Genomic DNA, 25,862 nt, shown 5'->3' with positions numbered 1-25,862 from the left:
AGTTCGTTCTTTATGGTCAGTAGATAGTATTTTGCGCCAAATTGCCATGCAACGAGCAATTTGACGGGCGTAAAAGTTTCGGGTGGTGGCTAAAAGGACACAGATGATTCCGATTGATGTCGAATGCTTTGCGTAGAGACACTGATGCCACTACTATCGTTCCACTTTCTATGACAATAACGACAGCCTGATGCCAAAATTACGCCTGATTGGATTAACTTTACTCGCACTTAGCGCCACTGCAGTTTCTCATGCCGAAGAAAAGCGCTATGTCTCTGACGAACTGAACACCTGGGTCCGCAGCGGTCCGGGAGATAATTATCGCCTCGTGGGCACGGTTAACGCCGGCGAGGAAGTTACGCTATTACAGACCGATGCCAACACTAACTACGGCCAGGTGAAAGACAGCACCGGTCGTACCGCCTGGATCCCGCTGAAAGAGCTGAACAGTACGCCGAGCCTGCGTACCCGCGTTCCCGATCTGGAAAACCAGGTTAAGACCTTGACCGATAAGCTCAATAATATCGATACCACGTGGAATCAGCGCACCGCCGATATGCAGCAAAAAGTATCGCAAAGCGACAGCGTGATCGACGGTCTGAAACAAGAAAACCAGAAGCTGAAGAACGAGCTTATTGTGGCGCAAAAGAAGGTCAGCGCAGCCAACCTTCAGCTTGATGACAAACAGCGCACCATCATTATGCAGTGGTTCATGTACGGCGGCGGCGTACTGGGTCTTGGTCTGCTGCTCGGTCTGGTTCTGCCACACATGATCCCAAGCCGTAAACGCAAAGATCGCTGGATGAACTGAATCGCCTTCTCCGCCACACTGACATATGATTAAGAGATCATAATTTCAAAAGGAAAGTGGCGTGAAGATTTATCTGGTCGGTGGTGCTGTTCGGGATGCGTTATTAGGGCTACCGATTAAAGATAAAGATTGGGTTGTTGTCGGCGCCACGCCGCAAGAGATGCTCGACGCGGGCTACCAGCAGGTAGGCCGCGATTTTCCCGTGTTTCTGCATCCGCAAACCCGGGAAGAGTATGCGCTGGCGCGTACCGAACGTAAATCCGGTTCGGGGTATACCGGGTTCACCTGCTACGCCGCGCCGGATGTAACCCTGGAGGCCGATCTTCAGCGGCGCGACCTGACTATCAACGCAATCGCCCGCGATGACGATGGAGAGATTATCGATCCGTATAACGGACGCGACGATCTGGAAAGGCGTCTGCTGCGCCATGTTTCTCCTGCCTTTAGCGAAGATCCGCTGCGCGTGCTGCGCGTGGCGCGCTTTGCTGCCCGCTATGCGCACCTCGGCTTTCGTATCGCTGACGAAACCATGACGCTGATGCGCGACATGAACGACGCTGGCGAACTGGAACACCTGACGCCAGAGCGGGTGTGGAAAGAAACAGAAGGCGCATTAACCACCCGCAACCCACAGGTATTTTTTCAGGTCCTGCGCGACTGCGGCGCACTGCGCGTTCTGTTTCCGGAAGTGGATGCTCTGTTCGGCGTTCCCGCGCCCGCTCAGTGGCACCCGGAAATCGATACCGGTATTCACACGTTGATGACGCTGTCGATGGCAGCCATGTTAAGTCCGGAGGTCGACGTGCGTTTCGCCACGCTGTGCCACGATCTTGGCAAGGCGTTGACGCCAAAAGCGCTGTGGCCGCGCCACCACGGCCACGGTCCGGCTGGCGTTAAGCTGGTCGAGCAACTGTGTCTGCGCCTGCGCGTGCCGAATGACATCCGTGATTTAGCCAAACTGGTGGCCGAGTTCCACGACCTCATTCATACCTTCCCGATCCTGCAGCCAAAAACCATCGTTAAGCTGTTTGATTCCATCGATGCCTGGCGTAAACCGCAGCGCGTGGAGCAAATCGCCCTGACCAGCGAGGCCGACGTACGCGGGCGAACCGGTTTTGAAGCGGCGGATTACCCGCAAGGCAGACTGTTGCGCGAAGCCTGGCAGGTTGCGCAGGCGGTGCCAACGAAAGACGTCGTTGAGGCGGGATTCAAAGGTCAGGCTATTCGCGAGGAGCTGACCCGGCGTCGCATCGCGGCAGTGGCATGTTGGAAGGAGCAGCGTTGCCCTAAACCCACCACCTAAACGGATATAACCCGTAGGCCGGATAAGGCGGAACGCCGCCATCCGGCACAACGGTAAGTCATCAGAAGAACACGACGTAAACGGCAGCCGCTACAACAAAGCGATAAATCGCAAACGGAATGAACGAGATACGCTTAATCAGCTGCAGGAAGGTTTTGATCGCTACCAGCGCCACGATAAACGCCGTCACGAAACCGACGGCAAACATCGGGATATCTGATGCGCTGAGAAACGACCAGCTCTTGTAGAGATCCAGCGCCGTTGCACCCATCATCATCGGCACGGCCAGCAGGAAAGAAAACTCAGACGCCGCGTAACGGCTCACGCCCATCAGCATACCGCCAGAAATCGTCGCCCCGGAGCGAGAAAAGCCCGGCCACAGGGCCAGACACTGGAAACAGCCGATCATAAACGCCTGCCTATAGGTCATATCATCCAGACCCGGCGCACGCGGCTCTTTCGGCTTCAGGCATTCTGCGGCAATCAGCAGCACGCCCCCTACCACCAGCGCATACATCACGTTGATCGGGTTAAACAGCGATTTGATGGTGTCGTGGAATATCAGCCCCAGCACTACGGCTGGGATCATCCCCAACAGAATATGTCCCAGCGTCAGTCGACCTTTGCCAGTACCTTCATGCGGGGCTTTGCCGAAGTGAATGCCAATCAAACTAAACAGACGTCGCCAGAACATCACCACGACTGCCAGAATAGAACCTAGCTGGATTACCACCTCGAAAGTTTTTGCGGTGTCACCCTCAAAACCCAGCAGGTGGCCAACAATAATCATATGGCCGGTACTGGAAACGGGTAAAAATTCCGTCAACCCTTCGACCACACCCAAAATTGCCGCCACCAGCAGCGAGTGCATATCACTCATTAATAAACCCTTAGATAGAGAAACCACGGCAAAAAAGAGCCGACGAAAGGACCCTTTTATACCCGTTTGTTTTAGAAATTATTAAATTAATTATTTTCTTTCAGATTATTGCCACGCTCAATGATAACCCCGACGTTCGCCGCACGGGCTACCGCGCCAGGTTTACTGAGTTTGATCCGTACCCAGGGAGAATTAAAGCGGCTAAGCAGCAGATCCGCCACCTCTTCCGCCACGCGTTCTACCAACGCAAAACGCCCACCTTCCACATGATTAACAACCGTTTGAGCAATATCAGCATAGCTCAGGCAATCAGCCACATCATCGCTTTTAGCCGATTTGCGGTTATCCCACGCCATTTCGATATCGAACACCAATCGTTGCTCGATCGTTTGTTCCCAGTCGTAAACACCAATAGTGGTGATTACAGAAAGTTGCTCTATAAATACAATATCCATCACGACCTGCCTGCTTTTTGGCTAACCCGGATACCACTTCCGGCGAAATATGCGTATTATCCACAGAAGTAGCGTTTTACACGACATTTTCAAAACGGAACAGCTTATGAGTGCAATCGCGCCTGGAATGATTATCTTCGCGTACCTCTGTGGCTCAATTTCCAGTGCTATTCTGGTATGCCGCCTTGCTGGATTGCCGGACCCGCGCGACAGCGGCTCTGGGAATCCGGGCGCGACGAACGTATTGCGCATTGGTGGCAAGGGAGCCGCCGTCGCGGTACTAATTTTCGACGTCCTGAAAGGTATGTTACCCGTCTGGGGTGCCTATGCGCTAGGCGTCAGCCCCTTCTGGCTGGGATTGATCGCGATCGCCGCCTGTCTGGGACACATCTGGCCAGTATTCTTCGGCTTTAAAGGTGGGAAAGGCGTTGCCACCGCCTTTGGCGCAATTGCGCCGATTGGTTGGGACTTAACCGGCGTGATGGCCGGAACCTGGCTGCTGACCGTCTTATTAAGCGGCTATTCGTCGTTAGGCGCTATCGTCAGCGCGCTGATCGCCCCCTTCTACGTCTGGTGGTTCAATCCCCAGTTCACGTTCCCGGTGTCTATGCTGTCGTGCTTAATTCTGCTACGTCACCATGACAACATTCAGCGTCTGTGGCGTCGTCAGGAACCAAAGATCTGGACCAAGCTGAAGAAAAAGCGCGAAAGAGATCCCGAGTGATTTCGATGTCGGATAGCGACGCGACGGCGTCTTATCCGGCGTGAGGGATGTGATACCCCTCCACCGGTTTGCCTAAACGGTTCTGACACCACGTCGCCAGAAACTCCACGCACACGCGCAGCTTCACGCTGCGATACAGCGGCTCCTGATAAACCGCCCAGATATTGGCGCTTTGCGCATAGTCCGGCAGCACACGCACCAGTTCACCGCTTGCCAGAAACGGCTGCAGGTCCCATTCGGAACGCAGCATAATCCCTTTCCCCTGAAGCGCCCACTGCAGCACAATCTCACCGCTGTTAGAGGAAAGATGACCCGCTACCTTGATCGACTTTTTCTCCTTGCCGTTATCCAGGTCCCACACCCCGTGAGTCATATCGCGTTCTTTGGTAACCAGACAATCATGCCGGCTTAATTCCTGTAGCGTCATCGGTTTGCCGTATTTTTGTAAATACATCGGTGCTGCACATAATATTCTTCTGTTTTTCGTTAACAAATGCGCAATATAATAATCAGGAATTTCGTCATTAATACGAATATCCAAATCAATATTATCCTGTGCCAAATCAATTTGCCGATCGTAAAGTTCAAAATGCACCTGTAATTCAGGATAGCTATGCATCAATTCGGTAATTGCCGGTGCAATATAACTGCGCCCAAAACCAAAGCTACAGCCGATACGAATCATCCCTGCCGGGCGTGTTTTGAGCTGCGTGACGTCATCGACCAGATGCTGATAGCCCGCAAGAATAGCCTGCGCATGTTCATAGCAACGTTGACCACTCTCCGTTAATACCACACCGCGCGCAGAGCGGCTTAGCAGCGTCGCTCCCAGCGTGGCCTCAAGGATCTGAATGCGTTTCGTCACAAACGCCGGCGTTTGGCCAAGCGTCGCTGCGGCGGCGCTGAAGCTGCCGCTACGCACAATTTCGACCAGCACCTGCAGGTCTTTCGCCAGGGGATACGTGTTCAGCATGATCGGTAGATCCGTAATGTTGTTAACCGCAGTGTAATTCCCTCATGCGTATTAAACCCTGCCTTTGCGCAATTTTTATTGTCTTATCCGGACATCATTCACGAACTGTTAATTGGATATTCACAGTGGCAAATAATATAAAACCACACTTTTAATGGTAGTTTGTGACGGAGAATTTATTTCCAGACAAATAAAAGAACTGGAGTTAACAAGATGAGCAATCAAAATAACCAAAATGCGATAACTACGCTGACGAACATTGTCGCGGACTTTACCGCCATGATTTCTACCCGCATGCCCGACGACGTCGTGGATAAATTAAAGCAGCTGCGTGAAGGCGAAACCTCGCCGATGGGTAAAATCATCTACCACACCATGTTTGACAACATGCAGAAGGCTATCGACCTGAACCGTCCTGCCTGTCAGGACACCGGCGAGATTATGTTTTTTGTGAAGGTTGGTTCCCGTTTTCCACTCCTCGGCGAACTGCAAAGCATCCTGAAGCAGGCCGTTGAAGATGCCACGGTCAAAGCGCCGTTGCGCCATAACGCTGTCGAGATTTTTGATGAAGTGAATACCGGCAAAAATACCGGTACCGGTGTGCCGTGGGTCACCTGGGACATCATTCCTGAGAATGATGACGCGGAAATCGAAGTCTACATGGCAGGCGGCGGCTGTACGCTGCCGGGACGCTCGAAAGTGTTAATGCCTTCTGAGGGCTACGAAGGCGTGGTGAAATTTGTCTTCGAAAATATCTCCACGCTGGCAGTCAACGCCTGTCCGCCGGTGCTGGTGGGCGTAGGTATTGCCACCTCCGTAGAAACCGCCGCTGTTCTATCTCGTAAAGCGGTACTGCGCCCTATCGGATCACGTCATCCGAATCCGAAAGCGGCCGAACTGGAACTGCGTCTGGAAGAAGGGCTTAACCGTCTGGGTATTGGTCCACAAGGGTTGACCGGGAATAGCTCGGTAATGGGCGTGCATATCGAATCCGCCGCACGCCATCCGTCGACTATCGGCGTTGCCGTCTCTACCGGCTGCTGGGCGCACCGCCGCGGCACGCTGTTGGTTCATGCAGACCTCTCCTTCGAAAACCTGTCTCACACCCGGAGCGCGTTATGAAAAAGATCCTCACAACCCCGATCAAAGCCGAAGATCTGGCAGACATTCGCGTTGGCGATGTTATTTACCTGACGGGTACGCTGGTGACCTGCCGTGACGTTTGCCACCGTCGCCTGATCGAACTGAAGCGCCCGATTCCTTATGACCTGAACGGCAAAGCCATTTTCCACGCAGGCCCAATCGTACGTAAGAACGGTGAGAAATGGGAGATGGTCTCCGTCGGCCCAACCACCAGCATGCGTATGGAAGCGTTTGAGAAAGACTTTATCGAACAGACTGGCGTCAAGCTGGTGGTCGGCAAGGGCGGCATGGGACCGCTGACAGAAGAAGGCTGCAAGCAGTTTAAAGCGCTACACGTCATCTTCCCGGCAGGCTGTGCGGTCGTGGCGGCAACCCAGGTTGAGGAGATCGAAGAGGTTCACTGGACGGAACTCGGCATGCCGGAGTCCCTGTGGGTGTGTCGGGTAAAAGAGTTCGGCCCGCTGATCGTTTCCATCGATACCCACGGCAACAACCTGATCGCCGAAAACAAAAAACTGTTCGCTGAACGTCGCGATCCTATCGTCGATGAAATCTGCGAGCACGTGCACTACATCAAATAACCCTCCCGGAGAGGCGCTGCGCCTCTCCCCTTTCGTAGGGATACAACAATGGCACCTTTAGCTGGTTGGTGGCGATACCTGGCTCCGCTGGTGGTCATCGCCATTATTGCTGTTCTGCCCGTTCCCACCGGTCTTGAGAGCCATACCTGGCTCTATTTTGCCGTCTTTACCGGTGTGATTGTCGGGCTTATTCTGGAACCTGTACCGGGCGCGGTGGTGGCGATGATTGGTATTTCGATCATCGCCGTCCTTTCGCCATGGCTGCTGTTCAGCCCAGAGCAACTCGCGCAGGACGGTTTTAAATTTACCGCCAAATCGCTGTCGTGGGCGGTATCTGGCTTTTCAAACTCGGTCATCTGGCTGATCTTCGCGGCCTTTATGTTTGGTACCGGCTATGAGAAAACCGGGCTTGGGCGGCGTATCGCGCTGATGCTGGTGAAAAAGATGGGGCACCGGACGCTGTTTCTCGGCTATGCGGTGATGTTCTCTGAGCTTATCCTCGCCCCCGTCACGCCTTCCAACTCCGCGCGCGGAGCCGGAATAATCTACCCGATTATCCGCAACCTGCCGCCGCTGTATAACTCACAGCCCAATAGCGCCAGTTCACGCTCCATTGGCTCATATATCATGTGGATGGGCATTGTCGCCGACTGCGTTACCAGCGCTATTTTCTTAACGGCGATGGCACCGAACCTGCTGTTGATCGGCCTGATGAAAGGAGCCTCCCACACGGCGCTGAGCTGGGGCGACTGGTTCTTAGGCATGCTGCCGCTGAGCATTTTACTGGTGCTGATTGTGCCCTGGCTGGCGAACGTGTTGTATCCACCAGTGCTGAAATCCGGCGATCAGGTTCCGCGCTGGGCGGATGCGGAGCTAAAAGCGATGGGACCGCTCTGCGCTCGCGAGAAAAAGATGCTGGTGCTGATGGTCGGCGCGCTGGTGCTGTGGATCTTCGGCGGCGATTACATTGACGCTGCGATGGTCGGATACAGCGTGGTGGCGTTGATGCTGGTACTGCGCATCATTAGCTGGGATGACATTATCAGCAATAAAGCCGCGTGGAACGTCTTTTTCTGGCTGGCCTCGCTGATCACGCTGGCCACCGGGCTCAATAACACCGGTTTTATTACCTGGTTTGGCAAGCTGCTGGCAAACGGGCTGAGCGGCTATTCGCCAATGATGGTGATGGTGGCGCTGATCGTGGTTTTCTATCTGCTGCGCTACTTCTTTGCCAGCGCCACGGCGTATACCTCCGCCCTGGCGCCGATGATGATTGCCGCCGCGCTGGCAATGCCGGAAATCCCGCTTCCGGTCTTCTGCCTGATGGTCGGCGCAGCCATTGGCCTCGGAAGCATTCTGACCCCGTACGCCACCGGTCCCAGCCCTATCTACTATGGCAGCGGCTATTTGCCAACGGCGGATTACTGGCGACTCGGTGCTATTTTTGGCCTGATTTTCCTCGTGCTGCTGGTGATTACCGGTCTGGTCTGGATGCCCCTCGTTTTACTGTAAGACTCTGGTGGGGCGGCGTATTGCCGCCCCTTTATCCATAAGCTTCTCATATGATCGATTTCCCGATGCGCTGAGGCATACTTTTTTGTATGCAAACACCCTCATGCTGATAAGGGAAACGCTCTGGACACGGTTGCGCACGAGACACTCACACGGGGCTGGCAGGCCGAACTGGATCTGCATTTTACCCGCACCGGTCACAAAACGGTGCTCGTCTCGGCGCGCCATCAGGGTCCATTGACGGTTCAGCGCCCGTTTTACCCGGAAGAGGACGTTTGCCATCTCTATTTGCTTCATCCACCGGCGGGGATCGTCGGCGGGGATGAGCTCCATATCGCCGTAACGCTCGACGAAAACAGCCACGCGTTAATCACCCAGCCAGGCGCGGGAAAATTTTATCGCAGCCGCGGACCACAGGCATTGTTGCGCCAGCATTTCACGCTTGCCTCACACGCCACGCTGGAGTGGCTGCCGCAGGATACGATCCTCTTTCCCGGTGCCAACGCCGCTATTCAGACCGTCTTTCATCTGACATCCGCAAGCCACCTGCTGGCCTGGGATCTGCTGTGTCTTGGGCGACCGGTTATGCAGGAAGTCTTCAGCCACGGCACGCTGCAAAACCGTCTGGAAGTGTGGCGGGATGGGCAGCCGCTGCTGATAGAACGCTTGCAATTGCGAGAGGGGAATCTGAGCGGCGTCGCGCACTTTCCCTGGGTCGGCACGTTACTGTGTTATCCGGCCAGCGAACTCATGCTGGAGGGCACCCGCGAGCGGCTTACGTCACTTGGCGATTACGCCGGGGCAACGCTTAACGACTCGCTGCTGACAATTCGCTTTCTTGCCGACGACAACCTGGTTGTTCAGCGCGTTATGCGTGACATCTGGCAATTTCTGCGCCCGCTGCTGACGCACAAAGCCCCCGTACTACCGCGAATCTGGCAAACCTAAGAGAATCCTTATGGAACTGACCCCCAGAGAAAAAGACAAGCTGTTGCTGTTTACCGCCGCGCTGGTGGCGGAACGTCGCCTGGCCCGCGGGCTTAAGCTGAACTACCCGGAATCGGTGGCGCTGATTAGCGCTTTCATCATGGAAGGGGCACGCGACGGGCAAACCGTGGCCGCGTTGATGGAGGACGGGCGTCACGTCCTGCGCCGCGATCAGGTGATGGAAGGCGTGCCGGAAATGATCCCGGATATTCAGGTTGAAGCCACCTTTCCGGACGGTTCGAAGCTGGTCACCGTCCACAATCCGATCGTCTAAGGAGCGGCAATGATCCCAGGTGAATATCAGATCGCAAAAGGCACTATCGCGCTCAATCAGGGACGGGAGACCTGCACGATCGTGGTGGAAAATCATGGCGACAGACCCATCCAGGTGGGATCGCACTATCACTTTTACGAGGTGAACCCGGCGCTACATTTTGACAGGCTGGCTGCACGTGGCTTTCGTCTGAACATTGCGGCGGGCACAGCGGTACGTTTTGAGCCGGGGCAAAAACGCGAAGTCGAACTGGTGCATGTAGCCGGCGCACAAAGGATCGTGGGCTTTCGCAGCGAAGTGATGGGCGCGCTGGAGGCAGATAATGAGTGAAATTTCCCGGCAAGCGTATGCCGACATGTTTGGCCCAACCACCGGCGATAAAGTGCGCCTGGCGGATACCGACCTGTGGATCGAGGTGGAAAAAGACTTCACCACTTACGGCGAAGAGGTCAAATTTGGCGGCGGAAAAGTGATCCGCGACGGCATGGGCCAGGGCCAAATGCGCGCGCAAGCGTGTGTGGATCTGGTGATTACCAACGCACTAATCGTCGATCACTGGGGGATCGTGAAAGCGGATATCGGTATCAAAGCCGGCAGGATCTTCGCCATCGGCAAAGCGGGTAATCCCGATATTCAGCCCAACGTCACGATCCCGATAGGCGTGGGAACTGAAGTCATCGCCGGGGAAGGCAAGATCGTCACTGCGGGCGGCGTAGATACGCATATTCACTGGATCTGCCCACAGCAGGCCCAGGAGGCGCTGGTTTCCGGCGTGACGACGATGATCGGCGGCGGCACCGGTCCGGCGGCAGGAACTCATGCCACCACCTGCACGCCGGGCCCGTGGTACATCGCGCGTATGCTGCAGGCGGCAGACGCATTGCCGGTTAACATCGGTTTGCTGGGCAAAGGCAACGGCTCAAATCCTGACGCCCTGCGCGAGCAAATCAGCGCGGGGGCAATTGGCCTGAAAATCCATGAAGACTGGGGCGCCACGCCTGCCGCTATCGACTGCGCGCTAACCGTGGCCGACGAAATGGACATCCAGATAGCGCTGCACAGCGACACGCTCAATGAGTCCGGTTTCGTTGAAGATACGCTGGCGGCGATTGGCGATCGCACCATTCATACCTTCCACACCGAAGGCGCGGGCGGCGGCCATGCGCCGGATATCATCACCGCCTGCGCACATCCGAATATTCTGCCCTCCTCCACTAACCCGACGCTGCCCTATACCGTCAACACCATCGACGAGCATCTCGACATGCTGATGGTTTGCCACCACCTCGACCCGGATATTGCCGAAGACGTAGCCTTTGCCGAATCACGCATTCGCCGGGAAACGATCGCTGCCGAAGATGTTCTGCATGACATTGGCGCGTTTTCCCTGACTTCGTCCGATTCACAGGCGATGGGGCGCGTGGGCGAAGTGATCCTGCGCACCTGGCAGGTGGCACATCGCATGAAAGTTCAGCGTGGTCCGTTGGCAGAAGAAACCGGCGACAACGACAACCAGCGCGTTAAACGCTACGTTGCTAAATACACCATCAACCCAGCGTTAACCCATGGTATCGCCCATGAAGTCGGCTCCGTTGAGCCTGGCAAACTGGCCGATCTGGTGCTGTGGTCGCCCGCCTTTTTTGGCGTAAAACCGGCGACGATCGTCAAGGGCGGGATGATCGCCTGCGCGCCGATGGGCGACATCAACGCCTCGATCCCCACCCCGCAGCCGGTGCATTACCGCATGATGTTCGGCGCACTTGGCGCAGCGCGGCATCACACCCGGCTGACCTTTATTTCGCAAGCCGCTGACGCGCAAAACATCCCGCAGCAGCTCGGTTTGCGAAGCACTATCGCCGTCGTCAAAGGCTGCCGGACGGTGAAAAAGGCCGACATGATCCACAACGGCCTGCAACCCAATATCACCGTCGATGCTCAGACCTACGAGGTGCGTATTGATGGCGAACTTATCACCAGCGAACCGGCAGACGTTTTGCCGATGGCGCAACGCTATTTTCTGTTTTGAGGAGTGACGATGATCTACCTGACCCAACGCCTTGACCACGCCCACCGCGCCACCGCAAGCGTCACGCTACCCATTGATGTTCGGGTTAAAAGTCGCGCCAGAGTGGCGCTGAACGACGGTCGCGAAGCCGGGCTAATGCTACCGCGTGGTTTGCTGCTGCGCGGCGGCGATCTGCTAAGTACCGAAGATGGCAGCGAAGTGATCGAAGTGATCGCCGCGCCGGAGTCGGTTTCCGTGGTGAGCTGCGCCGATCCTTTTCTGCTCGCCAAAGCCTGTTATCACCTCGGCAATCGTCACGTTCCACTGCAAATTCTCCCCGACCAACTACGCTACCATCACGATCATGTGCTGGACGACATGCTGCGCCAGTTCAATCTTGAGGTGACGTTCGCCCAGTTGCCGTTTGAACCTGAAGCAGGCGCTTATGCCAGCGAATCACATGGGCATCATCATGGCCATGCGCACTGATGCATAACACCCAACAGCTACGTCTGATGCAACTCGCCAGCAGCGCTCTCCCAGTGGGTTCGTTTACCTGGTCCCAGGGCCTGGAATGGGCGGTGGAAATCGGCTGGGTGAAAAGCGTCGATGACTTCTCTGCCTGGCAAATCCAGCAGATGGAGCAGAACTTTTTTACCGTCGACCTGCCGCTGCTGGCAAGACTGTATCGCGCCTGCGAGCAGGACGATCTCGCCGCCGCACGCCGCTGGAGCGCTTACCTGTTGGCCTGTCGCGAAACCCGCGAATTACGAGATGAAGAACGCAGTCGGGGCGCGGCGTTTACACGGCTGGTCACCGACTGGGAAGCGGACTGCTCGCGGGAGTGGCGCGCGCTCTTTATCGACAGCCAACTCTGCGGCATGGCCTGGCTGGGCGTGCGCTGGAAAATCCCCCTGACGCAGTTGGCGTTAAGCCTTGGCTACAGCTGGATTGAGAGCGCTGTCATGGCCGGCGTCAAGCTGGTTCCCTTTGGACAACAGGCGGCCCAGCGTTTGATTATTGCGCTCTGCGATCGCTATGCGCAGGGTCTGGCGCAGGCGCTGGCGTGTCCTGACGCCAGCCTCGGCTCCGCAACGCCGCTGGCCGCTATCGCGTCTGCCCGGCATGAAACCCAATATTCCCGATTATTCCGCTCCTGAGGAGAAAAAATGAGTAATAACAAGCATCCCCTGCGTGTGGGCGTTGGCGGCCCGGTTGGCTCGGGCAAAACGGCGCTGCTGGAAGCGTTATGCAAAGCCATGCGCAAGAGCTATCAGTTGGCGGTGGTGACCAACGATATCTACACCAAAGAAGATCAGCGCATTCTCACCGAGGCAGGCGCACTGGAACCGGACAGGATCGTCGGCGTGGAAACCGGCGGCTGTCCGCATACCGCCATCCGTGAAGATGCCTCGATGAATCTGGCTGCCGTAGAAGCGCTGAGTGAGAAATTCGGCAATCTGGATCTGATTTTTGTGGAAAGCGGCGGCGATAATCTGAGCGCCACCTTCAGCCCGGAACTCGCGGATCTGACGATCTATGTGATCGACGTTGCTGAAGGCGAGAAGATCCCGCGTAAAGGCGGGCCGGGGATCACCAAATCCGATTTTCTGGTGATCAATAAAACCGATTTGGCCCCTTATGTGGGCGCCTCGCTGGAGGTGATGGAGCGCGATACCTTGCGCATGCGCGGCGAGCGTCCATGGACGTTTAGTAATTTAAAGTCCGGAGATGGCCTGGAAAAAATTATCGCGTTTCTGGAAGAGAAAGGAATGCTGCGGATGTAGCGTATTGCCCGGTGGCGCTACGCTTACCGGGCCTACGATATTGTGAGCTTATGCTGCCGGTAATTCCGCCAGCGGCCAGCGTGGACGCACGGTCACGCCAAGATCCGCCGTTGCGCCCGCTTTAAAACGCACCATGCCCGCGTAGGCGATCATCGCCCCGTTATCGGTACAAAATTCCGGACGCGCATAAAATACTTCGCCACGACGTTTTTGCATCATCTCTGCCAGTTTTGCGCGCAGCGTACGGTTCGCGCTCACGCCCCCCGCCATCACCAGACGTTTAAAACCGGTTTGATCCAGCGCGCGTTTGCACTTGATCATCAACGTATCAACCACCGCATCTTCAAACGCACGGGCGATATCTGCGCGCGTCTGATCGTCATTTTCGTTATTACGAATGGTATTCGCAGCGAAGGTTTTCAGACCGGAGAAGCTGAAATCCAGCCCCGGACGGTCGGTCATTGGACGCGGGAAAACAAAACGTTTTTCAACGCCTTGCGAAGCCAGCTTTGACAGCATTGGGCCGCCAGGATAATCCAGCCCCAACAGCTTGGCTGTTTTGTCGAACGCTTCGCCTGCGGCATCATCAATCGATTCGCCGAGTAATTCATACTGACCGATACCGGTGACGCTGATCAACTGCGTGTGACCGCCGGAAACCAGCAGCGCGACAAACGGGAAAGCAGGAGGATTATCTTCCAGCATCGGCGCCAGCAGATGCCCTTCCATATGGTGCACAGGAATTGCCGGTACGCCCCAGGCGAACGCCAGCGAACGTCCTACGGTTGCGCCAACCAGCAGCGCGCCAACCAAACCAGGACCTGCGGTATACGCTACCGCATCAATCTCTTTTGCCGTCAGCCCCGCTTCTTTCAGCGCGGCCTGGATCAGCGGTACGGTTTTACGTACGTGATCGCGCGAGGCCAGTTCTGGCACTACGCCGCCGTAGTCAGCGTGTAATTTCACCTGACTATACAATTGGTTGGCTAAAAGACCTTTTTCATCGTCGTAAATGGCGATGCCGGTTTCATCGCAGGACGTTTCAATACCCAGTACACGCATGACTTGTTTTACCTCGCTTTATTACCGCGCAGTGTAGGACCAATGCGGGTTGATGTAAAACTTTGTTCGCCCCAGGAGTTTCGCTCGTGTATACTCCTTGTCCTTATAAAAGTCCCTTTCAAAATCGCGTCGGTGCTTTACAAAGCAGCAGCAATTGCAGTAAAATTCCGCACCATTTTGAAATAAGCTGGCGTTGATGCCAGCGGCAAACCGAATTTATTAAAGGTGAGAGTTACATGCCGGTAATTAAAGTACGTGAAAACGAGCCGTTCGACGTAGCACTGCGTCGCTTCAAGCGTTCATGCGAAAAAGCAGGTGTTCTGGCGGAAGTTCGTCGTCGTGAGTTCTATGAAAAACCGACTACCGAACGTAAGCGCGCTAAAGCTTCTGCTGTGAAACGTCACGCGAAGAAACTGGCTCGCGAAAACGCACGCCGTACTCGTCTGTACTAATCCATTGAGAGCTAAAGCTCTCAATTCAGACTGAGTTGTAGTTGTAAGGCCGTGCTTCCGGAAGGAATGCGCGGCTTATTTTCGTTTATACACGTCATCATTCAAGCTGCCTCTGCGTTGGCTGCAGTCGTTCACCCCAGTCACGTACTTATGTACGCTCCTGAGGATTCGCTCCATTGCCGCCTTGATGCATCCTGAATGATTTTGTGTATATGAGTCATCAAAAAACAGGGGCTTATGGCTGGACGAATTCCTCGCGTTTTTATTAATGACCTGCTGGCAAGAACCGACATCGTCGATCTCATCGACGCACGGGTGAAGCTGAAAAAGCAGGGCAAAAATTATCACGCGTGCTGTCCGTTCCATAACGAAAAAACCCCCTCTTTCACCGTAAACGGTGAAAAACAGTTTTATCACTGCTTTGGGTGTGGCGCGCATGGCAACGCCGTCGACTTTCTCATGAACTACGACAAGCTCGAGTTTGTGGAAACCGTCGAAGAATTGGCCGCAATGCACAACCTTGAAGTGCCCTATGAAGCAGGCAGTGGCCCCAGTCAGATAGAGCGCCATCAACGGCAAAGCCTTTATCAATTGATGGACGGCCTGAACACTTTTTATCAACAGTCTTTGATGCAACCCGCCGCTACCCCCGCGCGCCAGTACCTGGAAAAGCGAGGATTAAGTAGCGACGTTATCACCCGTTTTGCTATTGGTTTTGCGCCCCCCGGCTGGGACAACGTCCTGAAACGGTTTGGCGGCAATGCTGAGAATCGCAAATCGCTGGTCGATGCGGGGATGTTGGTCACCAACGATCAAGGACGCAGTTACGATCGCTTCCGCGAACGGGTGATGTTCCCCATCCGCGACAAACGCGGTCGGGTCATTGGTTTTGGTGGACGCGTGCTGGGCGATGCCCTGCCGAAGTATCTCAACTCCCCGGAAACCGATATTTTCCATAAAGGTCGCCAGCTATATGGCCTTTATGAAGCCCAGCAGGATAACGCCGATCCGCAGCGCCTGTTAGTGGTAGAAGGCTATATGGATGTGGTGGCGCTGGCGCAATACGGCATTAACTACGCCGTGGCATCCCTTGGGACGTCAACCACCGCAGATCACATCCAGCTGTTGTTCCGCGCGACGAACAACGTAATTTGCTGTTACGACGGCGACCGTGCCGGACGCGATGCAGCATGGCGCGCGCTGGAAACCGCACTGCCCTATATGACAGACGGACGCCAGCTACGCTTTATGTTTTTACCTGACGGCGAAGACCCCGATACGCTGGTGCGTAAAGAAGGGAAAGAGGCCTTTGAAGCCCGGATGGAGCAGGCGCTGCCGCTCTCCGCGTTTTTATTTAACAGCCTGTTGCCGCAGGTAGATTTGAGTACCCCGGACGGACGCGCACAGCTCAGCACGCTGGCATTACCGCTGATTACTCAGGTACCAGGCGAAACGTTGCGCATTTATTTGCGACAGGAGTTGGGAAACAAGCTCGGCATTCTGGATGACAGCCAGCTTGAACGTTTAATGCCAAAACTGGCAGAAAATGGAGCTTCCCGTCCTGTTCCACAGCTAAAACGTACGACCATGCGTATACTTATAGGGTTGCTGGTGCAGAATCCGGGCCTCGCCCCGCTGGTTCCACCGTTAGGCGCACTGGATAGCAATAAGCTGCCTGGTCTTGGCTTATTCAGAGAACTGGTCAACACTTGTCTGGCTCAGCCAGGTCTGACCACCGGGCAACTTTTAGAACACTATCGTGGCACAAATGATGCTGCGACCCTTGAAAAACTGTCGATGTGGGACGATATAGCAGATAAAGATATCGCAGAAAAAACCTTCACCGACTCACTCAACCATATGTTTGATTCGATGCTTGAACTGCGCCAGGAAGAGTTGATAGCTCGTGAGCGCACACACGGTTTAAGCAGCGAAGAACGCCGGGAACTCTGGACGCTGAACCAGGAACTGGCCAAGAAATAAGCGAAAGACAAAACAAAGACAAAATCATTCGCGTTGTATCAAGGCAGCAAGTGAACGAACGCCAGGGAGTGTACATAAGTACATGACCAGGATGACAAATCCGCCGGGAGCGGATTTGAACGCTGCTTGCGGCGGCCCCGTAAGGGGCGAGGCTCAGGATGAGCCGAGTAACGAACGCAGCTAACGCAGAAACAACGTGAAAGATGAAGTATTTAACGGCTTAACTGCCGAATATCGATCGGGAAGCCCCCGACAGCCGCACGGAGAGGCAGCGGCAAAATATAAGTATGCCCTCGTTTTGCCGTTGGCGGTTTTACCGCCCAACACCAATCAAACGAATTAAGTGTGGATACCGTCTTATGGAGCAAAACCCGCAGTCACAGCTGAAGCTTCTTGTCCAACGTGGTAAGGAGCAAGGCTATCTGACCTATGCCGAGGTCAATGACCATCTGCCGGAAGATATCGTCGATTCAGATCAAATCGAAGACATCATCCAAATGATCAATGACATGGGTATTCAGGTGATGGAAGAAGCACCTGATGCCGATGATCTGCTGCTTGCTGAAACCTCCAACAGCACCGATGAAGACGCGGAAGAAGCGGCTGCCCAGGTTCTGTCCAGCGTTGAGTCCGAAATCGGTCGTACAACTGACCCGGTTCGCATGTACATGCGTGAAATGGGTACCGTTGAACTGTTAACCCGTGAAGGCGAAATCGACATCGCTAAACGCATCGAAGACGGGATTAACCAGGTTCAATGCTCCGTTGCCGAATACCCGGAAGCCATCACCTACCTGCTTGAGCAATACGATCGCGTAGAAGCTGAAGAAGCGCGTCTTTCCGATCTGATCACCGGCTTTGTCGATCCGAACGCGGAAGAAGACATGGCGCCAACGGCGACGCACGTCGGTTCTGAACTCTCTCAGGAAGAGTTGGATGACGATGAAGACGAAGATGAAGAAGAAGACGACGACAGCAGCGATGACGACAACAGCATCGATCCTGAATTAGCGCGTGAAAAATTTGGTGAACTGCGTACTCAGTACGAAATCACTCGCGACACCATCAAAGCGAAAGGCCGCAGTCATGCTGCCGCGCAGGAAGAAATTCAGAAGCTGTCTGAAGTGTTCAAACAGTTCCGCCTGGTGCCGAAGCAGTTCGACTACCTGGTAAACAGCATGCGCGTCATGATGGACCGCGTGCGTACTCAGGAACGTCTGATCATGAAGCTCTGCGTTGAGCAGTGCAAAATGCCGAAGAAAAACTTCATCACTCTGTTCACTGGCAATGAAACCAGCGAAACCTGGTTCAACGCGGCAATCGCGATGAACAAACCGTGGTCTGAAAAACTGCACGATGTAGCAGATGACGTTCACCGCGGCCTGCAGAAACTGCAGCAGATTGAAGAAGAAACCGGCCTGACCATCGAGCAGGTTAAAGATATCAACCGTCGCATGTCCATTGGTGAAGCGAAAGCCCGCCGAGCGAAAAAAGAGATGGTTGAAGCGAACTTACGTCTGGTTATCTCTATCGCCAAAAAGTACACCAACCGTGGTCTGCAGTTCCTGGATCTGATTCAGGAAGGTAACATCGGTCTGATGAAAGCGGTTGATAAGTTTGAATACCGTCGTGGTTACAAGTTCTCCACCTATGCAACCTGGTGGATCCGTCAGGCGATCACCCGTTCGATCGCGGATCAGGCGCGTACCATCCGTATCCCGGTACATATGATTGAGACCATCAACAAGCTCAACCGTATCTCCCGTCAGATGCTGCAAGAGATGGGCCGCGAGCCGACGCCGGAAGAACTGGCTGAACGCATGCTAATGCCGGAAGACAAGATCCGTAAAGTGCTGAAGATCGCTAAAGAGCCTATCTCCATGGAAACGCCGATCGGCGACGATGAAGATTCGCATCTGGGTGATTTCATCGAGGATACCACCCTCGAGCTGCCGCTGGACTCTGCGACCACCGAGAGCCTGCGTGCCGCAACGCACGACGTGCTGGCTGGCCTGACCGCCCGTGAAGCGAAAGTTCTGCGTATGCGTTTCGGTATCGATATGAATACCGACCACACGCTGGAAGAAGTGGGTAAACAGTTCGACGTTACCCGTGAACGTATCCGTCAGATCGAAGCAAAGGCGCTGCGTAAACTGCGTCACCCGAGCCGCTCTGAAGTACTGCGTAGCTTCCTCGACGATTAATCTCGCCGCATAAGCATAAACGCCACCGCAAGGTGGCGTTTTTCTTTATAGTCCTCGCCTGAGCAAGGCGTCATTCACTTCCCGATACGCCTCCACCAGTTTATCCAGCGTGATCCGGCTTAACCCGCTGGGATTCGGCAATACCCATATTTGCGTCGCGCCAATGGTCAACGTCTGTTTCCCCCACTGCGCCCCACGCTGGCTAAGACCCTGCTCAAATGCCTGCTTGCCAAGGATAGCGAGCGCCGCAGGCTGATACTCCTCAATTTTCTCAATGAGCAGACGACCGCCGCTACGCATCTCCTGCAGCTTCACCTCATTGGCTTGCACCGTTGGTCTGTCGACAAATTTAGTCACGCCGCAGCGGAAGTCCAGCAGGTGCTGTGCCTCTTCAGGTTTTAGCTGACGATCGGTAAATCCCGCCTGATGGATGACCTTCCAGAAGCGATTAGCGGGGTGTGCAAAGGGGAATCCTGTACCTGCGGAAGACAGCCCTGGGTTAATGCCGCAAAACACCACCCGTAGCCCCGGCGCCAGTATGTCCTTAACCATAATTACTCCGAACAATACATCAAGGGAACAAGTATAACGGACTGAAAATACATTGTTTATAAAAACAGCATCCGTACGCTTATGTCTGGATTGCAACGCAGAGTTACTTTATAATCCACCGCCACGGCCCCTTAGCTCAGTGGTTAGAGCAGGCGACTCATAATCGCTTGGTCGCTGGTTCAAGTCCAGCAGGGGCCACCAAACTTCAAGGACTTGCGAGAAATCGCAGGTCCTTTTTCTTTGGGTGCCATTTGGGTCAGGAAAGTTATTGCCTCCGAGTCCTGTTCATCTCGCTGCCAGCGTTCGCGTAAAGTGCAGGGCGATGATGTCATGCAGTTTATCGATAGGTACGTTGATGGCCCCGGCTTCTGCCGGCTCATACATGAATACTTTGAAGAATAATCTGTCGTCGGGTGAACGGAAGCAACGCCAGCGATTGTTCTATGATCTGCAGGCCGTCAGATTTATTCCTACGGGATCTCAGCGTGAAAAATCATTACGCTCCGGTAATGGACGTAGGGGATTCACAAAAATAATATCTATCTGATATTATTTTTGGTGCATATATAATCGTGATTACAAGCCCAGCGCTCTATCATCTCAGATAAAAAGATTGATAGAATCTGAATTTGTAGACAATACAAACAGGACCATGGTGTGACACCAGGCATTCATATTATTTGAAACTTTGTTTAGCACGTTCATTATTTAGCCATTGCTTAAGCGCTGTAAGCTTAGCCACACCATTTCTTCTATAGACGTATACAGACTTTGCCGGGAGTCCCAAAGTTTGAGAAAAATTTTTCACTGTCTCTCCTCGGTAGTAACGGATGGCGACAGCCAACTCCCTTAAAGATAACCTCTTGATTTTTCTGTTTTTATATTTAATCCCTTCACTGAGAATTGACTCAACTCTGATAAAGTCCTGACTCAGGAGCTGTTCACAGGATAAATTAGCATCCGTGCAAAAAACTTTTGACAAAAGGGTTTCATTATTAATCAGCGGGCTTAAAATAAAGCTAACCCATGCAGGAGGAAAATCAGAAATAATATATACTGATGAACTACACTTTGTGTTGCAAATAATACTCGCTGTTTTTTTCAGCGCACTAAGAATAGTATCAATATTACCATTCAGATACACAAAAATGCATACTTCACCACTCTCTGGAAACAATAGCAATTCATCACCGGAGAGATACTCCTGGTCACAGGATATTCTCTTAGGTGCCTCACTCTCATGCATGAAAAGTGCTGTGGCGCCTTCACAAGCATAACTACAACAAGAGATGATATAATAGTGATTATATTTTTTAATTGAAGGCAAAGATGAATTACAAATCATATTCATTCCCTATAATAATAGTTATAATGAAAAATTGAACAGGAATCTACCCAATAATAAAAATGTTACCTTTTTCTAATAAATGTAACAAAGCAATAATTTAAAACTTAATTCAAGCATAACAAACATAAAACAAGAGGACCACACAATTATCAACAAAAAACATCAAAAAAAGCCATTACCTTTAACCCTTAGTATAAAAGATAATAAAGATCACATCACTTATCATTATTTGCCATGTACATTTCTGATCTTATTTCGCTGCAAAATAAACCCAATAATCTACAGCCCATTTTTGGAAAGTTGGCATACCAGACTTCGTGTTTCCCGTATAAAATATCACCTTATGATCAGAATATGATTAGATATTAAAAGTATTATTATTATTCTCAATGTATAATAAGTGGCGACTAACCATCTGAAAGGACCAATATACCAACGTTATTTAAATAATTAAACATAGGGGCTACCATATGGAAACAAAAATTTCCCCAGAGGCATTGCTTCATCGAAGAAACCTTATAAAAGCTAACCCTAAATTTAAAGAAGCCATAAGAGAACACTATCAAATCAATGATAAAATTTATAAGAAACAACCTTTGTTCTACAAAGTAATGCTTCAGGAATCAAGATTCAACATCGCACTCTCAATGTGTTGTTTTGTTTTTGGTAACCAGGCATCATGTATATCAGAGATTAAAGAGCTCTGCTCCAGATATCAAATCGCCAGTCCTAATAGCGTTATTGCAATCATTACGCTATTAAAAACAACGAACAGAATTAAAACATGGCGTAGCCAGGAAGACAGAAGGAAAATCCTGATCACGCCAACGCAAAAAGGAATCGATGAACTTAAAAGATATATGTCTGGCGCGTTTTCGCCGTTGAATCTGCTCTACCCTGAATATAATATTTCAGTAGATTCACTGGATGATGAAGCGCCACGGTATGATTTTTTCAAACGCGCATCCCAATATCTTTTTCGCGGAGTAACCTTCAAAAAAATCCTGCCTGAAGTCGGGATATTTATTGAAAAAGATGGTGGGCGAATGATTATGCTTTATCTTTACTTGCAAGCTATAGAAAAACTGACCAGTCGTGGTGCAGTCATTAATTATTCATCAAATGTACTGGCCAAAGAATTCTTTGTGTCACGGATTCATGTCAGCAGGATTATAAAGGTTGCCCAGGACACTGGTTACCTGAGAGAAAGAGCAGACGGATTGATTGAGATTTATCCTTCATTTATTCAGCTTGTCGAAAACTATGCAGGTCTGTATTTTGCTTATGTCATGCACTATCTGAATATACATCCTGAAAAATAGTTAAATCACCCCCCATTCTTTCGTGCTAGCTTGTGGTAAGTTACAAGCGATCGATTTGCGTCGATCGCTTTTTTTTATCTTTCGCGTAACGCCTCTTTTGCTTTGTTCAATGGCTTTAACAAATAATCAAGAATCGATTTACTACCTGTTTTTATATCTACAGTTGCAATCATGCCAGGAAATATAGGAAACTCTTTACCCTGCTTATTTTCAAGATGATTAGTGTTTGTTCTGATATAGACACGATAAAAATAGACATCACGTTTTACATCATCCTGGATTGTATCCGGTGAAATCATCGTCACTTCACCCTGCAGACCACCATAAATAGAATAATCATAAGCGGTAATTTTAACTAACGCTTTCTGTCCTGGGTGAATGAATGCAACATCTCTGGGAGAGATTTTTGCTTCAATAACCATTTGGTCATCCAGTGGAACCAGAGTCATCAGTTTTCCATTCGGCGGAATAACACCACCGACTGTCGTCACATCGATATCTTTAACAATACTTCTCACCGGTGCATTGAAAGTCAGTCGGGTTAATGAATCCTCACGGCCTTTCATTACAGAACGTTGCGCTTCAATTTCGGCATTCGCTTTAGCTAATTCTTCGCGTGCGCGCACAACGTATTGATTCTGCATTTCTGTCACTTTATTATCTAATTCGTTCTTTTGCCGTTGCAGACGAAGAACTTCCACATTACTGGCAGCGCCCTGCTTTACCAAAGGCTGGGTGAGAGCCAACTCTCTTTGAATCAACGCCATCCCCTGACGCAATCCAGCAACCCCCTTTTCCAGACTTTCGCGGCGTGAAGTAAAAAGTGCTGTCTCTTGTCTGACCAGGTCGACATCATCATCCAGTTCAGCCGGAAAAGTAAGTTCTGTACCATTCACTTCGGCAGTCAAACGTGAAGCAGTTGCCAGCGCCGCATTTAACCGGGATTCACTTTCCAGAACACTGGATTCTGTTTTTGTGCGATCCAGTTGCGCAACCTGCTGCCCGCGTTCAACGATGTCGCCTTCCTGAACAAGCAATTTATGGATGATTCCACCTTCCAGCGACTGGATAACCTGCTCATGTGAAGAAGGCACTACTTTACCGCTTCCGGTTGTAACTTCATCAAGTTGAAACCACCCCGCCCATGCGATGAAAACAACAAGCATAGACACCACGCTCCATACCACCAGACTCGAGCGAGGAAGATGAGGCTCCTGAAGACGACTGTTAAAACGACTGAAATCGCTCATACGCCCTCCTCATTAACTACCGTTTTTTGAGAAGTGGCTTTTTTCATTGTTACCGTACGTTGGCCCGCTTTTTGTGGAGCCATACCATGTTCACGAAGAATGCTATCTCGTGGTCCATCCATAACAATTCGGCCGTTATCCAGCACAATGATGCGGTCAACCAGTTCAAGGATAGGTAAGCGGTGTGTAGCGACAATGAGTGTGCGCGTTTTTCCCAACCAGCCTTTCAGACTGCCGATAAACTGTTTCTCACTCACCTCGTCTAGCCAGGCCGTCGGTTCATCAAGCAGCAAAATATTAGGTGATGTTAAGAGTGCGCGAGTGAGCAATAGCGCCTGTCGCTGACCGCCAGACAGACCAGCCCCGCCTTCATTTACAATGTAATTCAGACCCATTTTCTGTTTACGAACGAAATCCAATGCTCCTGTTATCGCCAGCGCCTGATGGATCTCCTCATCAGTCGCTAAGGGATTGCCCATTATAATATTGTCGCGCACTGAGCCAAAGAACAGACGAGCCTGCTGGCTGAGTAGCTGCATGTCCCGGCGTAAATCAGCAGGATCAAGATGATTGAGTGAGATATCGTCAAGTAAGATGGAACCTTGCTGGGGTTCCTGCATACCCGCAAGAAGTTGCAGAAGCGTACTTTTTCCTGAGCCGTTACGTCCCAGCAGGGCAATACGTTCCCCGGCTTGAATTTGGAGACGTGATATATTTAATACATCAAGTTTTTCTTCCTCATCGTAATAGAAACTCACATCTTCCATGACGTAATTTCCACGCAGATGGGCTTTATGGACTTTCTTGCCGGATTGCGGATCGTCAATTGGCCGTTGCATCAGATCATCAAGCCCTTTGCGTGCAACTTTCGCTGACTGCCAGCGTGAAAGCACGCCGGAAATTTGCGAAAGTGGAGCAATTGTGCGCGATGCAAGGATAGAGGTACCCACTAACGCGCCGGTAGTCATATCTCCACTAATCACCAGATAACAACCTATCAGCAGCACCACAGCATAAACGATGGATTGAACCTCCTGGGTCCAGGTCAGGAGTAACCCCGTTAGCCAACGCTGTTTCATCGCCACATTAGCGGCGACATCATTGGTGTTATTCCACTGATTTTGAAAACGCTGCTCAGCACGCATCAGTTTGATATCTTCAAGGCCCTGTACCGCCTCTACCAATGTGGCGTTACGAATCGCCGACTCGCGCATCCCTTCGCTGGAGAGCCGTCCTAATGGACGTTGTACCAGCAGTCCAGGGATTAGCAGCAGCGGAACGGCCAGCAATACCACCAGCACAAGCGGCCCGCCGATCATCCAGAGGATAAAAACGAACAACAGGAAAAAGGGGAGATCGGAAATTGCCGCAATAGTCGTGGAGGTAATCAACTCTCGCACTGATTCCAGCTCGCGGATTTGAGCGATGAAAGAGCCCGTGGATTTTGACCGCGCACCATTTTTAATTCTCAGAGCATGAGCAAATACGCGTTCAGAGATCCGCAGGTCTGCGCGTTTACCAATTACATCTGAAAGATGGACGCGTAGCATACGCATGATGAACTCAAAGGTAATAGCCACCATGACCCCACCAAAGAGGACCCATAGCGTTGCTTCCGACTGTGACGGTACTACGCGATCGTACACCTGCATAGAAAACACCATGCCTGAAAGCGCCAGTACATTCGCGATCATCGCCACCAGCATGATATCGCCATAACGGCGCCAGTCTTTCAGCGCCAGCTGCCAGAACCAGTTTTTCTCATAAGGTTTGATATAGTCATCAACGCGTGCGTCCGGCGTTGACTCAAGAGGGCGAAGCACGAACCCCCCTAGCAGGCGCGTCGCAAGCTCCTCTCGCGTTAATACTGTTTCGAGACCGCTATCGCCGCTGAATTGAAGACTAACATTCCCCTCTTTATCCATCCGGTTGATAACTGCAATTTGACCGCCAGTAAACTCAGCAATCAACGGCAAACGCCAGGGATCGAGTAATTCGGCATTCACCGCAACTTTCCTCAATCCTAATCCCAAATGGCGAGCCATATCTTCGAGGACCAGTTGACGCGGTGACTGGCTTTCGTGATTAATCACCACCCGAACATGTTCTAACGAAAAATCAAGCCGGTAATGTTTCGCAATAATAAGCATGGCTTGTAACCATGGCTCATAAAGCGGATGAGTCTTCATAGTGCTACTTCCTATCCAACAACATTGTCACGCATAGAAATTATGTCATTTAATTGATATATCAA

25 protein-coding genes and 1 tRNA gene are annotated in these 25,862 nt (G+C 52.1%); 18 read left to right on the top strand and 8 right to left on the bottom strand.

Translation table 11 applies throughout. The annotated features are described in order from the left end of the window. Positions 1 to 190: 190 nt before the first annotated feature. On the top strand, positions 191 to 811 hold the full coding sequence (locus WHR59_RS03350) for a TIGR04211 family SH3 domain-containing protein (RefSeq protein WP_043017656.1): 621 nt from the start codon (positions 191 to 193) through the stop codon (positions 809 to 811). Positions 812 to 872: 61 nt separating this feature from the next. Further along, a complete protein-coding gene (locus tag WHR59_RS03345; RefSeq protein WP_043017657.1) occupies positions 873 to 2,114 on the top strand; it encodes a multifunctional CCA addition/repair protein in 1,242 nt (413 codons plus the stop codon). 61 nt (positions 2,115 to 2,175) lie between these two features. Here the strand turns inward: WHR59_RS03345 and bacA are convergent, their stop codons facing one another. Further along, entirely contained in the window at positions 2,176 to 2,994 is an 819-nt protein-coding gene (gene bacA / locus WHR59_RS03340; RefSeq protein WP_003024655.1) for an undecaprenyl-diphosphate phosphatase, read from the bottom strand. A gap of 86 nt (positions 2,995 to 3,080) precedes the next feature. Then, entirely contained in the window at positions 3,081 to 3,449 is a 369-nt protein-coding gene (gene folB / locus WHR59_RS03335) for a bifunctional dihydroneopterin aldolase/7,8-dihydroneopterin epimerase (protein ID WP_003024659.1), read from the bottom strand. 106 nt (positions 3,450 to 3,555) lie between these two features. Here folB and plsY point away from each other — a divergent pair, with 106 nt between their 5' ends. Continuing rightward, on the top strand, positions 3,556 to 4,173 hold the full coding sequence (plsY, locus tag WHR59_RS03330; protein WP_003828443.1) for a glycerol-3-phosphate 1-O-acyltransferase PlsY: 618 nt from the start codon (positions 3,556 to 3,558) through the stop codon (positions 4,171 to 4,173). Between the two features lie 31 nt (positions 4,174 to 4,204). Here the strand turns inward: plsY and ttdR are convergent, their stop codons facing one another. After that, positions 4,205 to 5,146: an L-tartrate utilization transcriptional activator TtdR gene (gene ttdR / locus WHR59_RS03325; RefSeq protein ID WP_043017658.1), complete on the bottom strand. Its 942-nt coding sequence runs from the start codon at positions 5,144 to 5,146 to the stop codon at positions 4,205 to 4,207. A gap of 213 nt (positions 5,147 to 5,359) precedes the next feature. Here ttdR and ttdA point away from each other — a divergent pair, with 213 nt between their 5' ends. The 10 genes from ttdA to ureG all read left to right on the top strand — a co-directional run bounded on the left by ttdA (position 5,360) and on the right by ureG (position 13,435). After that, entirely contained in the window at positions 5,360 to 6,268 is a 909-nt protein-coding gene (gene ttdA / locus WHR59_RS03320; RefSeq protein ID WP_080626077.1) for a L(+)-tartrate dehydratase subunit alpha, read from the top strand. Beyond that, positions 6,265 to 6,870 (top strand): L(+)-tartrate dehydratase subunit beta, encoded by a 606-nt coding sequence (gene ttdB, locus WHR59_RS03315; protein ID WP_003828447.1) that lies wholly within the window; start codon positions 6,265 to 6,267, stop codon positions 6,868 to 6,870. The genes ttdA and ttdB overlap by 4 nt, the downstream gene beginning before the upstream one ends. 48 nt (positions 6,871 to 6,918) lie before the next feature. Beyond that, on the top strand, positions 6,919 to 8,382 hold the full coding sequence (locus WHR59_RS03310; RefSeq protein ID WP_338843576.1) for an anion permease: 1,464 nt from the start codon (positions 6,919 to 6,921) through the stop codon (positions 8,380 to 8,382). A 123-nt stretch (positions 8,383 to 8,505) separates the two neighbouring features. Then, positions 8,506 to 9,330 (top strand): urease accessory protein UreD, encoded by an 825-nt coding sequence (locus WHR59_RS03305; protein ID WP_196781245.1) that lies wholly within the window; start codon positions 8,506 to 8,508, stop codon positions 9,328 to 9,330. A 10-nt stretch (positions 9,331 to 9,340) separates the two neighbouring features. Continuing rightward, on the top strand, positions 9,341 to 9,643 hold the full coding sequence (locus WHR59_RS03300; protein ID WP_003024678.1) for an urease subunit gamma: 303 nt from the start codon (positions 9,341 to 9,343) through the stop codon (positions 9,641 to 9,643). A gap of 9 nt (positions 9,644 to 9,652) precedes the next feature. Next, positions 9,653 to 9,973, top strand: coding sequence for an urease subunit beta (locus WHR59_RS03295; protein ID WP_043017661.1), 321 nt, complete (start codon positions 9,653 to 9,655; stop codon positions 9,971 to 9,973). Further along, entirely contained in the window at positions 9,966 to 11,669 is a 1,704-nt protein-coding gene (gene ureC, locus WHR59_RS03290; RefSeq protein WP_047408523.1) for an urease subunit alpha, read from the top strand. The genes WHR59_RS03295 and ureC overlap by 8 nt, the downstream gene beginning before the upstream one ends. A gap of 9 nt (positions 11,670 to 11,678) precedes the next feature. Further along, positions 11,679 to 12,137, top strand: a complete 459-nt coding sequence (gene ureE, locus WHR59_RS03285) for an urease accessory protein UreE (RefSeq protein ID WP_047408519.1) — start codon at positions 11,679 to 11,681, stop codon at positions 12,135 to 12,137. Then, positions 12,137 to 12,808 (top strand): urease accessory protein UreF, encoded by a 672-nt coding sequence (locus WHR59_RS03280; protein ID WP_043017664.1) that lies wholly within the window; start codon positions 12,137 to 12,139, stop codon positions 12,806 to 12,808. The genes ureE and WHR59_RS03280 overlap by 1 nt, the downstream gene beginning before the upstream one ends. Positions 12,809 to 12,817: 9 nt before the next feature. Next, on the top strand, positions 12,818 to 13,435 hold the full coding sequence (ureG, locus tag WHR59_RS03275) for an urease accessory protein UreG (protein WP_047408513.1): 618 nt from the start codon (positions 12,818 to 12,820) through the stop codon (positions 13,433 to 13,435). 48 nt (positions 13,436 to 13,483) lie between these two features. On the opposite strand, the gene tsaD is transcribed toward ureG, so the two are convergent. Continuing rightward, the gene (gene tsaD / locus WHR59_RS03270) at positions 13,484 to 14,497 is read right to left on the bottom strand and encodes a tRNA (adenosine(37)-N6)-threonylcarbamoyltransferase complex transferase subunit TsaD (protein ID WP_003024694.1); all 1,014 of its coding nucleotides are present in this window, start codon (positions 14,495 to 14,497) and stop codon (positions 13,484 to 13,486) included. Positions 14,498 to 14,733: 236 nt separating this feature from the next. Between tsaD and rpsU the strand changes: the two genes are divergently transcribed. The 3 genes from rpsU to rpoD all read left to right on the top strand — a co-directional run bounded on the left by rpsU (position 14,734) and on the right by rpoD (position 19,136). Next, a complete protein-coding gene (rpsU, locus tag WHR59_RS03265) occupies positions 14,734 to 14,949 on the top strand; it encodes a 30S ribosomal protein S21 (RefSeq protein ID WP_001144069.1) in 216 nt (71 codons plus the stop codon). 237 nt (positions 14,950 to 15,186) lie between these two features. Then, positions 15,187 to 16,932, top strand: a complete 1,746-nt coding sequence (gene dnaG, locus WHR59_RS03260; protein WP_003828467.1) for a DNA primase — start codon at positions 15,187 to 15,189, stop codon at positions 16,930 to 16,932. Between the two features lie 359 nt (positions 16,933 to 17,291). Beyond that, positions 17,292 to 19,136, top strand: coding sequence for an RNA polymerase sigma factor RpoD (gene rpoD / locus WHR59_RS03255; RefSeq protein WP_043017666.1), 1,845 nt, complete (start codon positions 17,292 to 17,294; stop codon positions 19,134 to 19,136). A gap of 45 nt (positions 19,137 to 19,181) precedes the next feature. Here the strand turns inward: rpoD and mug are convergent, their stop codons facing one another. After that, entirely contained in the window at positions 19,182 to 19,688 is a 507-nt protein-coding gene (mug, locus tag WHR59_RS03250) for a G/U mismatch-specific DNA glycosylase (protein WP_047408510.1), read from the bottom strand. Positions 19,689 to 19,813: 125 nt separating this feature from the next. Between mug and WHR59_RS03245 the strand changes: the two genes are divergently transcribed. After that, a tRNA-Ile gene (locus WHR59_RS03245) sits at positions 19,814 to 19,889 on the top strand. Between the two features lie 475 nt (positions 19,890 to 20,364). On the opposite strand, the gene WHR59_RS03240 is transcribed toward WHR59_RS03245, so the two are convergent. Continuing rightward, positions 20,365 to 21,033, bottom strand: coding sequence for a hypothetical protein (locus WHR59_RS03240; RefSeq protein WP_125461436.1), 669 nt, complete (start codon positions 21,031 to 21,033; stop codon positions 20,365 to 20,367). A 473-nt stretch (positions 21,034 to 21,506) separates the two neighbouring features. Between WHR59_RS03240 and WHR59_RS03235 the strand changes: the two genes are divergently transcribed. Further along, complete coding sequence (locus WHR59_RS03235; RefSeq protein ID WP_032950251.1) at positions 21,507 to 22,358, top strand: hypothetical protein; 852 nt, start codon at positions 21,507 to 21,509, stop codon at positions 22,356 to 22,358. A gap of 74 nt (positions 22,359 to 22,432) precedes the next feature. Here WHR59_RS03235 and WHR59_RS03230 read toward each other — a convergent pair whose 3' ends face one another. Beyond that, complete coding sequence (locus WHR59_RS03230; RefSeq protein WP_032950253.1) at positions 22,433 to 23,608, bottom strand: HlyD family type I secretion periplasmic adaptor subunit; 1,176 nt, start codon at positions 23,606 to 23,608, stop codon at positions 22,433 to 22,435. Further along, a complete protein-coding gene (locus tag WHR59_RS03225; protein ID WP_105179655.1) occupies positions 23,605 to 25,797 on the bottom strand; it encodes a type I secretion system permease/ATPase in 2,193 nt (730 codons plus the stop codon). The genes WHR59_RS03230 and WHR59_RS03225 overlap by 4 nt, the downstream gene beginning before the upstream one ends. Between the last annotated feature and the right edge of the window lie 65 nt (positions 25,798 to 25,862).

This window comes from Citrobacter europaeus (genome assembly GCF_037482245.1).
GTDB lineage: Bacteria > Pseudomonadota > Gammaproteobacteria > Enterobacterales > Enterobacteriaceae > Citrobacter > Citrobacter europaeus.
The sequence above is the reverse complement of the archived record's forward strand: the minus strand, read 5'-3'. Positions and strand labels throughout refer to the sequence as shown.